Here is an 11,775-nt window from a genome sequence, read left to right as displayed (position 1 = left end):
TAGGATAAGAACTTGGACGCTATTGAACTTTTACTCACTCGCCAATCAACTCCACGATTAACTGCTCCTGCTCCAGATGCGAGTCAATTAAAAATCATCTTAGATGCTGCCATTCGTGTGCCAGATCATGGCGCCTTAGCGCCATGGGAATTTATTATTGCCGCAGGACAAGGGTTAGAGACCTTGGCAGATATCTTTGTTGAGGCAGCGAAAGCGAGCGGCGCCGACGAGGATTTTGTCAATAAAGCTAAGGGCATGCCAATGCGTGCGCCTATGGTGATTACTGTCGTGGCGAAAACGCAGCAACATCCCAAAGTCCCCGTACTTGAACAGCTTATTGCAGCGGGTTGTGCGACCATGGCGATGCAGCAGGCTGCCTTTGCCTTAGGTTTAGGGGCAGTGTGGCGTACAGGGGATTTTGCCTTTGATGCGAATGTGAATGTTGCTTTAGGTCTTGAGCCACACGATCAAATTGTCGGCTTTTTGTATGTGGGTACGCCAGCCGTTACTGCTCCTAAGAAACCGCAAAAGGACGGCAGTCAGTACGTCCGTTATTTATAAATCCGCCCCTCTTTTTTAGTGGAGAAATTCTATGCAAGTTGCGCGTACTCCTAGACTCATCCTGCGGCAGTTAACCCCAGCCGACGCTTCTTTTATGTTAGTCTTGCTCAATAGCCAAGGCTTTATAGAGAATATCGGGGATAGAGGAGTACGCACACTTGTGCAGGCTAAGGATTATATCGTCAATGGACCGATGAAAAGTTATGCCGAGTGCGGTTTTGGTTTTTATGCTGTAGTGCTCGCCGAGAATGGATTCACTATTGGCATCTGCGGTTTAATCAAACGGCCGACACTGGACAATGTCGATATAGGCTATGCTTTTTTGCCGCAATATTGGGGCAAGGGCTATGCATTCGAAGCGGCTAAAGCCGCTTTTGACTTAGGTAAAAGTTTAGGTATTGAGCGTATTGTCGCGATTGTGAGTGCCCATAATAGTGCTTCAAAAGCTTTGCTGAACAAACTTGGATTACACTTTGAGAGTTGTTTGCAGCTCAGCCCAGATGATGAGCCTGTTGAACTGTTTGGTTAATCTTAACCTATTGTTTATATTGGCTTTTATTTTATTGTAATTCCGTCTTCTTTAATCTAGAATTTCGCAAAATTTATCGTTGAGATATGGCAATCATATCTCTTATCGACGCCCCTCGAAAATCAGGCTCACTTAATCCCTCCTTGAGCCCTTGAGTACAGCAAAAGCGTAGCCCTTTTTTGGATGTAGCATAATGGTTTCGCAATTAAGTGAAGCAATGCTGGACGTGATCGCTGATGCCTTGGTAGACAAAGGCTATATCTTTTTATCTGACTTAGTTCCTTCCTGTATTAGCCAAGTACTATTGGAAAAAATTCAATCAACTGAAATATATGAATTAAAAGCTGCCTCTATCGGTCGAGGTTCTGAACAGCACTTAAATCCAGACATTCGCCGTGACAGAATACAGTGGCTAGAAGAGCAAAATGAGCCCGATGCCCAGTATCTTGAGTTGATGACACAACTCAAAAATGGCTTGAATCGTCGCTTGTTTATGGGCTTATTCGATTATGAAAGCCACTATGCGGTATATCAGCCTGGGGCCTTTTATAAAAAACATGTTGATGCGCTAAAAGGCAGCCAAAATCGTATTTTAACCACAGTGTTTTTCTTAAATCCTGACTGGAAAGCGGCAGATTGTGGTGAGTTGATTATCTATGATGAAGCCGATATTGAGATTGAGCGCATCGCGCCTAAAATGGGCCATTTTGTGATTTTCCTCAGTGAGCGTTTTCCCCATGAAGTGACTAAAACCTTGGCCCAGCGTAATAGCATTGCGGGCTGGTTTAGGGTCAGTAACAGCGTGCATGGTTTTTAACTTTAGCTTTTAACTTCACCTGATAACAAACGCCTAAATGCTGCCCACAGGTTTAGGTGTTTTTGCTCTCGATTGCCGCTTTTGGTCATCGTCATCATCAATCATCAATCATCAATCACCAATCACCAATCACTTATCGCGACTGCGCAATGTCATTGGCTATTTCTCGGACATTGATTGGCCATCACGGCGTGTTCTTCCGCAGCAGTATTTATTCCAACCTGTTTTAACTGCCTTCTACTCATTTTTTCAATTTTTTTTACATTCTTAAGCTTTAGGTAATCTAAGCCGCCGACAATGGAATGAATTTGTCCAATCATGCTGAAAATAGGGTATTTTTTTATTCTCGTTTAATGTTAGGCTAGATAAAAACGTGCGCTACAACACACTTTTCTATCATCTAACGGAGGCGATACTGTGGGCTGTGAAGATAACTTAGGTTGTTTAAGTGGTGAGCATATTGTACTTGAGCCCTTATCTTTGTCCCATGTGGCGGCATTGAGTCTCGCCGTTACAGATGGTCAACTTTGGCGTTTATGGTTTACCAGTGTCCCTGAGCCAACTGAGATGAAGCTCTATGTGGCTAAAGCACTCGAAGAAAAAGCGCGGGGCCTGAGTTTTCCCTTTGCGGTGCGGGATAGAGTGTCAGGGGAAATCGTCGGATGCACGCGAATTTGCAACTGGGAGTCTGATAATCGTCGTCTTGAGATTGGATACACTTGGTATGCTAAACGTGCCCAGCGCACTGGGATTAATACTGAAGCTAAACTGCTGTTATTGACCTTTGCTTTTGAAACCTTAGACGCCATTGCCGTTGAGTTCCGTACTCACTGGCATAATCAAGCTTCGAGACAAGCCATTGCAAGACTGGGCGCTAAGCAAGATGGTGTATTGCGAAATCATAAGATTCTTAAGGACGGCACTATCCGCGATACCGTGGTGTATTCCATTATTGATACCGAGTGGCCAACGGTGAAAAACAGTCTGCAATTTCGATTGCGACAACGACCGCCAACACTCTAATGATAAATAGGAAAGGCCCATGGCAAGCATTATAACTCGAGTAGATGTGACTCATGTCCATGAGGTTGCAGTGTTATTCAATGAGTACCGACAGTTTTATGGGCGTAGGGATGATCTCGCGGCTGCGGAGCAGTTTATTCATTCAAGAGTGTCAGATGGCTCATCAGTGATATTTATAGCCAAAGATAATCAAGGGCTTGGATTAGGTTTTGTTCAAATGTATCCCAGTTTTTCATCGTTACGCTTGGCCCCTATGTTGATCCTCAATGATGTGTATGTGACTCAACATGCCCGATGTGTCGGTATTGGGCGGGCGTTAGTGCTACAGGCCGCCAGTTATGCCAAAGCGCATAATATGAGTTATTTGATGTTAGAAACACAGCAAAAAAACCAGCGCGCGCAGGGCTTGTATGAAGGTTTAGGGTTTGTGCGTAACCAAGATTTTTATATCTACGAACTTGAGCTCCACCGAGGGCTTGAGTAGGTTTATTTATGGCGATTAAAAGGAAAAGTAACATGTTAACTCAGGTAAAAACGTTAGTATTAGGTGGTTTAGTCTTAAGTGCCAGTACTGCAGTTTGGGCTGATGAAGCAGAAAAAGCGTTTAGTAAAGAAGCCATTGAATGTGCCGCTTACTATCAAATTAGCTCAGAAGCCATTGGGGCGATGAATGCACCGCAAATGCAGGCTGTGGGTGAGCGTTTAAAAAGTTCTAAAATTGAGTCTGAGAATTTAGCTAAGAAATACAGCTCTGAAGCTGAGGTCACTCAAGCGGTTGCCGATGCTAAAGCCCGTCAAATCGAAAGCTTAGGGGGGTCAAGCAACTTAGGTGCGTTAATGGGTAAATATAAAGAAGAATGTAAAAACCTGTTAGCCGATCCACAAAAGCGTTTAAATTATTGGACTATGGCGACGATGTAATCGTAGGTTTTAATCAGGGTAATCGTTTACGGATTGTGAAGAAAAGGAGCCTGATGGCTCCTTTTTTGCGTTAAAGTACAAGCACTAAGGAGCAGATGGGGCATTCATATTGAGTCGGTTTCCCCTAGATTTTAGCCCCGTTTGGTTTAGGGGCTTAGAACTAAGTTGCTTATTTTCAGCTCGGCTGAAACTCAACCGCAGTTTTTAGGGTCTTAGTTACATGGTCAAGTATTTAAGCCTTGGGTTTAAATTTTCCTCAGTTTTAAATTCTTAGTTCAGTTTACGATATTCAAAGATAATCAAATATGAGTACTAAATAGGAGCACTATGGTATTAACAATAATGGCAGCGACTGTTTTGAGTGCTGGAGTCTGTGGCTACCATTTAATCTATGGTAAGCGGGTTTTATTGGCGCCGCTCTTGAAGGCAAATGTGTCACAGCAAAGCAAGCAAATGCTACTGTGCTTATTTCACTGCCAATCGGTATTTTTTGTGGTTTCAACGGCTGCACTTTTAGCCTGTGCACTAAAGGTAATCCCTGGGATGTATGCCTTTAGCCTGTTGTTATTCCTCGGGATGAACTATGGGATCTTTGCGATTTGGCAGTTTTACATTGCCACTCTGAGTCCACCAAATAGTGGCCAGATGATCATAGTGCAAGCGCTGATTTTCTTACTCATTGGTATTTTGGCTATGCTAGGGCCACTCTTGTCTGCCGCATAAATTGCTCATGATAGTTTGTAAATCATCGCGATTGAAGCATCAGAGTTTGAAAAACAAACAGCGAATTATGGGGTTAATTGAATACCGTATTGGGCGGCGAGTTCAGCGAGTTTGCCATTATTGATGAGCAGTTCAATCCAGTGTGAGAGCCTTTTGCTATCGAGCTGTGAACTGGGGTTGAGTAAAATGCCATTAGTGTATTTTTGGTCCCATTTATCTGATATTAAAAGTAATTTCCTCTCTTCTGGATGAACCTTTAAATAATACTGTAAGTAAGAGTTAGTCACGGGTGCTATGTCGGCGCGTTCACGCAGAATGCTTTCGATAGAGGCGTTATTGTGACTGACGAACAAGGGACGAAATTGCTTTGCCAGCGTGTTCGCATCGGTTTCAAAGTGGGCAAACTAGTAGTGATATCCTTTGATAAACGCAATTGACTTGTTGGTTAAGTTTTTGAAATAGCTTTGGTTATGAGCTTTAGTTTTAAGTGCAATAAAGACTTCACCATCTATCATATGTAGCGGAATAAACTGAGTCGCTATTTTTTGCCATCCCCAAGCGGGATTCTCAAAGAGCATCATGTCGAAGCGACCTAAGGAATAGGCTTTATATCTGTGCTCAATACTGGTGACGGCAAATTTAAAGACCACTTCTTGTTGTACTTGATTTAGTGCATTAATGATATCGAGTGTGAGACCTGTGTAACGCCCGTCTTGTTGTTGATGGACATAGGGAGCAAATTGATAACCACCGACATGAATTGTCGGAATTGACTTGGGAATCGCTGGCGACTGAACTTTATCTTGGGCGATAGCCGTGGTAAATGCGCTAATGCTTAAGGCTAAACAAAAGAGTAGACGACACAACTGGCTCAATATCATAGTCACCCCTTGTTATTTTTAGCATGAATGATTTTTTACAAGTATACACAATTTAATTTGTTCAATGCTGTCGATAAAGTGCGAATTTTAAATCTGTCATAGTAAGCTAGCGCAAACAGGATGAGGGAGATTTCACATTGAGCAAGATAAAATCTCAAGTGTGTGGTTGGGTTGAACAGGGACATATCACGCAAGAGCAGGCGAATAAGCTTTATCGACAGGTGACAGTCTTGCCGGATGGGTCGAGTTGGCGTCGCTTAATCGCTCATTTATTACTCTGGTTCGGTGCGTTAAGTTTTGCCTGTGGGGTGATTTTTTTCTTTGCCTATAATTGGCAATCTTTGGGGCGATTTGCCAAATTTGGACTGATTGAAGTGGCGATAATACTCGCTATCAGCGCATTTGCTTGGCTCTATTATCGTGCCAACATTTATTCCCCTGTTAGTTCTTATCGTAAAGATAGCACTTTTGGTGCGACGACAGCCAATGGCGTGCTACTGGCCGCAAGTGTGTTAGTTGGTGGCTTATTAGCGTTAGTTGGGCAAACCTATCAAACGGGCGCCGATCCTTGGCAGTTATTCGCGCTATGGGCATTCGTTATCTTACCCTTTGCTTGGGTGGCGGGATTTGATGGTTTATGGCTGTTGCTGGTGGGACTGCTAAACCTTAGCATAGGGATATTTCTGGATTCCTTTTCCCATTTCTGGGGATTATTTTGGGGCGCTCAAGGACAATTGCTGATCTTTATCTGTTTGAATTTATTTACCTATTATGCTTTTGTACTTTTAGACCACAAAGTCGCGGGGCGCTGGCATGCGCCAATCCTTGAATATGCCTGTTCATTGTTTGCGATGGGCTGTTTTACTTGGTTAATCACTTGGCTTATTTTCGACGATTTCCTTGAACTTGATAGCTTCAGCACTGGGATCTTCTGTGGTTATTTTGCCCATCTGATATTCGGATTCGTTATTTTTCGTTATAGATTACCACGCATATATCCCTTGGCCTTGGGCGGTTTTAGCCTGATTGCCGTAGGTGCCGCGTTACTGATAAAGCTGATGTTTGAGGATAATGACCCCATAGGTGGATTTTTGTTTATTGGGCTTTATATCATTTTGGCAAGCACAGGTTTGAGTATTTGGTTGAGGGAGCTAAGCCGGAAACTTAAACCTCAGTTTGTAGGAATCGCCACCCAAGGGAGCGTGGGCGTGGGAGATGTTCATGAGCAACAATAATGGTTTACAGGATAGCGAAATGATCACTCGACCCTGCACTGATAGTGTTACGTCAATCGACGCTTCGAGTGAATTAAGTCTAATCAAACTCTGGCAAGCTTTGTATGCCGAAGGCAATGTTAGTGCTGCTCAAATGCCAGAAGACCATGATATCCCTTGGTATATTGCCACTATGCAGGCGTTTGCTGCTTGGATAGCGGCGTTGTTTTTATTGAGCTTCATGATGGCAGTGTTTGGTGCCATTTTTGAGCATGTTGAAGAAGATGTCATTTTATTTATCGGCTTAACCTATTTAGCCTTGGGGATTGGGCTGTATTTTTTACCGCGGCAACAGATTTTTATTGAACAATTTGCTTTTGCCGCCTGTTTGAGTGGTTTGATCAGTGTGGCATGGGGATTATTTGATTTAATTAACAATGATTTTAGCCTCACATGGTATCTCTGTATGGCGGGTATTACATTGTTATTGTGGGGCTTGATTGCCCATGGGCTAGCCCAGTTTGTATTCGCTTTTTGCTTAAGTTGGTGCGTGATTGGCCTGATGGCAAAATTTGAACTGCTCAATTTTAGCCCGAGCCTTTTTGCCGTAGTCATTAGTCTAGTGTTATTAAATATCAATCAGTTCGGGCGTCATTATCGCAGGGCTCGGATGCTCATCTATGGTTTCGCACTCGCGTTGCTTTCGTTGCAGTTGATGCACGCTTTTAGTATGGACAGTATTTTTGAAGCCTTATTTAGCCCTTGGCAGCAAAGCCTGTGGCTGACACTGACTCATCTGTTGATTATTTTCGCTATTTGCGGATTTTTATTGGTGACAATCTTGCGCGAGCGCCAGCAATCACTAAGCTCACCAGCGGCGCTGGGGTGTGTTATCGGTTTAGTCATCGTTAGCGGTTTATCTTTACCTATGCAGGGTTTATCAACGGCTATTCTATTGATCTTGCTTGGTTATTATTGCAACGAGTCTTGGTTGAAAGGTATGGGAATGGTGTCGGCGCTGTTATTTGTCAGCGGGTATTATTATTCCCTAGAGACAACTCTGTTACTTAAATCTGGTTATTTGATGGGCTTAGGCGCCTTGCTGTTGGTGGCAAGGTTAGTGATGTGGTGGTTATTTCCTGCCAATGAAAATGCCAAGGAGACTGTGTGATGGGCAATGTGATGGGAAAACTGTCGGCTTCACATAAATGGGCGCTTGGGCTCGTATTATTCACAACAGTGGCGATTCTCGCTGGCGTGAATTGGCGCATTTTCAAATTCGAACAGCTGCTTAATCACGGCCAAGTGGTGCGTTTTGCATTAGCACCGGTCGATCCGCGCTCATTAATGCAGGGTGATTACATGGCGCTTGAATATGCAATTGCGCGCGATGTGCGTAGCGCCTTAGCGCCGCAACAAATGCAGGGGCAGTTATTGCTGGCTGTCGATGGGCAAAAAGTGGCGCGTTTTGTGGACTTTTATACCGACCAAGCACTTGGTAAAGATCAACTACGAGTGCAGTTTCGTGTCCGTGGTAATCAAATTAAGCTCGCATCGAACAGCTTTTTCTTTGAAGAAGGACAAGCCGATCATTTTAGTGCAGCTAAATACGGTGAGTTTAGAGTGAATTTGCAAGGTGAGTTACTGCTCGTCAGTTTACTCGATGAAAAGCTTCAGCCCTTATAACCCTGTGTCAGGATTGCCATCCATTTGTTCTGCTTACTTGATTAACCTCGATTTATCTCTGGCCGCACTGTGTAGTGCGGCCAGCATCTCCCGTACTGCTTTCTTCCTAGTTCTGATCGCTAAATCGCACGAATAATATCCACCTTAAGTTGCAACTTTGATGCAACCAATTTGTAACCTTGACCGCCTATAGTATCGTCAGTCTTCGAGGTGATATCACCTTGAAGCATCTAAGCGCATCAATTAAATACCAAATATTAAAACAATACATTTAGGGGTCTCAATGTTTAACACTAAAACTGTGCTGGCGTTAGCCATCAGCAGCGTTTGTGGGCTTGCCCATGGCGCGGATAATTTGATCATTTCTGAATATGTCGAAGGCAGCAGTAATAATAAAGCTATCGAACTGTATAACCCAACCGCGGGCGCTATTGATTTAAGCCAATACCAATTGCGCTTCTATTTTAATGGCAGCACAAACGTCGGCACGACCATTGCGCTCACTGGCTCATTAGCGGCAGGGGCGACTTATGTGGTTGCCGATAATGACTCTTCTGCCGATATCCTTGCGGTTACAAATCAACAGAGTAGCGCCAGCTTCTTTAACGGCGACGATGCGATTGAACTGACCTATCAAAATCAAGTCATTGATAGTTTAGGCCAAGTCGGTGTTGATCCCGGCGCCGAGTGGGGCAGTGGTGATCTCTCCACTCAAGATAATACCCTGCGCCGTAATCCTGATCTGCTGATTGCCGATCCTATCAGTACCGATGCAGTAAGCTTTAGCACTTGGCTAGGTTTTGCGAAGGATGATGTTTCTGATCTTGGTAAATTCAGTGCGGGTACGCCAACCGATCCCGTCGACCCTCCACCAAGCTCTTTAGTGTGCGGCGAAGAAGCCACAGCAATTCATGCGCTTCAAGGCGCGGGCGCTGCCAGCCCTGTTAATGGTCAAACTTTAGTGGTTGAGGCGGTTGTCGTCAGTAATCAAGAAGCTGGTCTTAAGGGCATTTTTGTACAAATGGCCGATAACGAAGCCGATAGTGATCCCAAAACCTCGGAAGGTGTGTTTGTGTATACCGGCAATGCGCCTACAACTTATGTGGCAGGCGATCGTATTCGTTTAAAAGCCAAAGTCACTGAATATCAAGGCTTAACTGAACTAACGACTTTATCAGAACACAAGTTGTGTGCTACAGGACAAACGTTACCAAAGGCCGCGCTAGTGACCTTACCAGTTAACAGCAGTGATGATTTTGAGCCCTTTGAGGGCATGCGTGTTCGTTTTAGCCAAGATTTAGTGGTGAATGAAGTCTATAACCTAGGCCGTTATGGCGAGATTTCATTAGGCAGTCAGCGGCACTTTATTGGTACGCAGGTGGCTGCGCCGGGCGCGGATGCGCTAGCTGTGAGTGCAGCCAACCAACGTGACAGTATTTTATTGGATGACGGTTTAACGGCGCAGAATCCTGATCCTGTGCAATTCCCCGCTCCTGGTTTGAGCGCATCAAACACTGTGCGTGTAGGCGATAAAGCCACATCGCTCACAGGTGTAATGCACTATGGCTTTAATCTGTATCGCATTATGCCAATCGAAACGGTGAACTTTGTGGCGGAAAACCCACGCCCAGTTGCGCCCACATTGGTTGATGGTGGTAATCTAAAAGTCGCTAGCTTTAACGTGCTTAACTACTTCAATGGTGATGGCCAAGGTGCAGGTTTCCCAACCGCGCGTGGTGCCAATACCTTAAGCGAGTTTGAGCGTCAAAAGGCGAAGATTGTCAGCGCCATGGTGGGCATTAGTGCCGATGTATTTGGTTTGATGGAAATTGAAAACGATGGCTTTGGCGCTAATTCAGCCATTGCCGATTTAGTCGCAGGTTTGAATGCCGCTGTGGGTGAAGCACGTTACGCTTATATCGTGCCAACAGGCATGAATGCGATTGGCACCGATGCCATCACAGTCGGCTTGATTTATCGCAGTGATAAAGTCACGCCGCAGGGCGCTGCACGTATTTTATCCAGTGCAAATTCGCCATTAGATAGCGATCAACAGCCCCTGTTTGACGATAGCAAAAACCGTCCAATGCTGACGCAAGCCTTTAGCGTGAACGGCAGTGAAGAAGGCGTAGTTGTTGCGGTTAATCACCTTAAATCTAAGGGCAGTGAATGTGCGGGCGAACCTGATCTTAACGACGGTCAAGGCAACTGTAATATCACTCGTACCCGTGCGGCGACGGCTGCAGGTCAATGGATTAGCGAGCAATATCCAGATCAAGGCGTATTGCTGATTGGTGATTTGAACGCCTATGCGAAGGAAGATCCATTAACTGCTTTAGGTAATGCAGGCTTTAGTGAGCTGTTTGCCAAACTTGAAAAGCCAAATCCTTATTCCTATGTGTTCTCGGCTGAATCGGGTCAGTTGGACCATGCTTTAGCAAACGCTGCCCTGGTGGATAAAGTGGTGGATGTGACGCAGTGGCATATCAATACCGACGAACCACGCGTTTTGGATTACAACGAAGAGTTTAAGACGCCCGCTCAAATCCAAGACTTATTCGCAAGTGATGCTTACCGCTCATCGGATCACGATCCTGTGGTGATTTCACTCTTACTTGAAGCGGAAAAAGTCGCGCCAGTGGCCAGTTTCACTCAAGTGGTGAATGGCGCTGCAGTGCAACTGACATCCACTTCAACCGACAGCGACGGACAAATCGTGTCAGCTGAGTGGAGCTTTGGTGATAACACTGCCGCAGTGGGTGAGGTTGTGACCCACAGTTACAACCAAAGCGGCGAGTATCTGGTTACGCTAACTGTGACTGATAATGATGGCCTAACCCATAGCACGTCGCAAATGGTGACAGTGGTTGCTGACAACGTGAAACAACCACCCGTTGCGCAAATTCAGCGTATCAATTTACTGTTCGTCGATATGTTTATCTCGACTAGCTATGATACCGATGGCGTGATCAAGCAACATAAATGGACGTTCGACAATGGCACCCGCGCTAACGGTCAAGTGGTATTACGCCTTGCCCGCCGTGGACAACACACAGTTGAACTGACCGTTAAAGATAACGACAAGTTAACGGATACTACGACGCTGACTTATCGTTAAGCCAGTCTTTTTATTCCGTTGATTTTAAGTGACGCCAAGCTCGCAGCCGCGGGCTTTTCTTTTTGCCCAAAAGCAAAATAAAGTTGTTGTCAGTTGTGACGCATCAATTGTCATTGTTTCCCCAGTGACTCGTCACCTCTTTATTTAACAAGAAGCCTCCCTGAGGGCTCTAATAAAATATCCCTGTTTTAGAAGGTTACAGGTGCAACAATGACAATCCTCATTAACCCTTCAGCTGTTCGTTTAGCTAAAAAGATATTTGCCCCAAAGCAAGATAATTTTGTCGTCAGTTTGCAGCATGA

At 44.8% G+C, this 11,775-nt stretch carries 11 protein-coding genes and 1 pseudogene; 11 read left to right on the top strand and 1 reads right to left on the bottom strand.

What is annotated here, in order from left to right:
• Window positions 1-12: 12 nt before the first annotated feature.
• The 7 genes from AAA952_RS06140 to AAA952_RS06110 all read left to right on the top strand — a co-directional run bounded on the left by AAA952_RS06140 (window position 13) and on the right by AAA952_RS06110 (window position 4,574).
• On the top strand, window positions 13-561 hold the full coding sequence (locus tag AAA952_RS06140; RefSeq protein ID WP_338255351.1) for an NAD(P)H nitroreductase: 549 nt from the start codon (window positions 13-15) through the stop codon (window positions 559-561).
• 31 nt (window positions 562-592) lie between these two features.
• Window positions 593-1,090, top strand: a complete 498-nt coding sequence (locus tag AAA952_RS06135) for a GNAT family N-acetyltransferase (protein WP_338255348.1) — start codon at window positions 593-595, stop codon at window positions 1,088-1,090.
• A gap of 193 nt (window positions 1,091-1,283) precedes the next feature.
• A complete protein-coding gene (locus AAA952_RS06130) occupies window positions 1,284-1,907 on the top strand; it encodes a 2OG-Fe(II) oxygenase (protein ID WP_028760290.1) in 624 nt (207 codons plus the stop codon).
• Window positions 1,908-2,324: 417 nt separating this feature from the next.
• Entirely contained in the window at window positions 2,325-2,930 is a 606-nt protein-coding gene (locus AAA952_RS06125) for a GNAT family N-acetyltransferase (protein ID WP_131525840.1), read from the top strand.
• A gap of 19 nt (window positions 2,931-2,949) precedes the next feature.
• Window positions 2,950-3,414: a GNAT family N-acetyltransferase gene (locus tag AAA952_RS06120; protein WP_028760288.1), complete on the top strand. Its 465-nt coding sequence runs from the start codon at window positions 2,950-2,952 to the stop codon at window positions 3,412-3,414.
• Between the two features lie 32 nt (window positions 3,415-3,446).
• Window positions 3,447-3,851, top strand: coding sequence for a hypothetical protein (locus AAA952_RS06115; protein WP_105252762.1), 405 nt, complete (start codon window positions 3,447-3,449; stop codon window positions 3,849-3,851).
• Between the two features lie 327 nt (window positions 3,852-4,178).
• The gene (locus AAA952_RS06110; protein ID WP_105252761.1) at window positions 4,179-4,574 is read left to right on the top strand and encodes a hypothetical protein; all 396 of its coding nucleotides are present in this window, start codon (window positions 4,179-4,181) and stop codon (window positions 4,572-4,574) included.
• 65 nt (window positions 4,575-4,639) lie between these two features.
• Here the strand turns inward: AAA952_RS06110 and AAA952_RS06105 are convergent.
• A pseudogene (locus tag AAA952_RS06105) lies at window positions 4,640-5,455 on the bottom strand (substrate-binding periplasmic protein).
• Window positions 5,456-5,592: 137 nt separating this feature from the next.
• Between AAA952_RS06105 and AAA952_RS06100 the strand changes: the two are divergent.
• From AAA952_RS06100 to AAA952_RS06085, 4 genes are all read left to right on the top strand, one after another.
• Window positions 5,593-6,690 carry a DUF2157 domain-containing protein gene (locus AAA952_RS06100; RefSeq protein WP_338255342.1) on the top strand — a complete coding sequence of 366 codons (1,098 nt, stop codon included), beginning with the start codon at window positions 5,593-5,595 and terminating at the stop codon, window positions 6,688-6,690.
• Entirely contained in the window at window positions 6,677-7,840 is a 1,164-nt protein-coding gene (locus tag AAA952_RS06095) for a DUF4401 domain-containing protein (protein WP_338255340.1), read from the top strand. The genes AAA952_RS06100 and AAA952_RS06095 overlap by 14 nt, the downstream gene beginning before the upstream one ends.
• Window positions 7,840-8,355, top strand: coding sequence for a GDYXXLXY domain-containing protein (locus tag AAA952_RS06090; RefSeq protein ID WP_105252757.1), 516 nt, complete (start codon window positions 7,840-7,842; stop codon window positions 8,353-8,355). Before AAA952_RS06095 ends, AAA952_RS06090 begins: the two co-directional genes overlap by 1 nt.
• Before the next feature lie 283 nt (window positions 8,356-8,638).
• Window positions 8,639-11,473: an ExeM/NucH family extracellular endonuclease gene (locus tag AAA952_RS06085; RefSeq protein WP_338255338.1), complete on the top strand. Its 2,835-nt coding sequence runs from the start codon at window positions 8,639-8,641 to the stop codon at window positions 11,471-11,473.
• Window positions 11,474-11,775 lie beyond the last annotated feature (302 nt).

The sequence above is a fragment of the Shewanella sp. M-Br genome, from assembly GCF_036245925.1.
Classification (GTDB): Bacteria; Pseudomonadota; Gammaproteobacteria; order Enterobacterales; family Shewanellaceae; genus Shewanella; species Shewanella oncorhynchi.
Note: the sequence above shows the minus strand (reverse complement) of the source record. Positions and strands in the feature narration are given on the sequence as shown.

Bases quoted from the DNA above. Each gene is read 5' to 3' on its own strand.
- AAA952_RS06135 (WP_338255348.1), top strand. From the start codon at position 593: ATGCAAGTTGCGCGTACTCCTAGACTCATCCTGCGGCAGTTAACCCCA.
- AAA952_RS06130 (WP_028760290.1), top strand. From the start codon at position 1,284: ATGGTTTCGCAATTAAGTGAAGCAATGCTGGACGTGATCGCTGATGCC.
- AAA952_RS06120 (WP_028760288.1), top strand. From the start codon at position 2,950: ATGGCAAGCATTATAACTCGAGTAGATGTGACTCATGTCCATGAGGTT.
- AAA952_RS06115 (WP_105252762.1), top strand. From the start codon at position 3,447: ATGTTAACTCAGGTAAAAACGTTAGTATTAGGTGGTTTAGTCTTAAGT.
- AAA952_RS06110 (WP_105252761.1), top strand. From the start codon at position 4,179: ATGGTATTAACAATAATGGCAGCGACTGTTTTGAGTGCTGGAGTCTGT.
- AAA952_RS06095 (WP_338255340.1), top strand. From the start codon at position 6,677: ATGAGCAACAATAATGGTTTACAGGATAGCGAAATGATCACTCGACCC.
- AAA952_RS06090 (WP_105252757.1), top strand. From the start codon at position 7,840: ATGGGCAATGTGATGGGAAAACTGTCGGCTTCACATAAATGGGCGCTT.
- AAA952_RS06085 (WP_338255338.1), top strand. From the start codon at position 8,639: ATGTTTAACACTAAAACTGTGCTGGCGTTAGCCATCAGCAGCGTTTGT.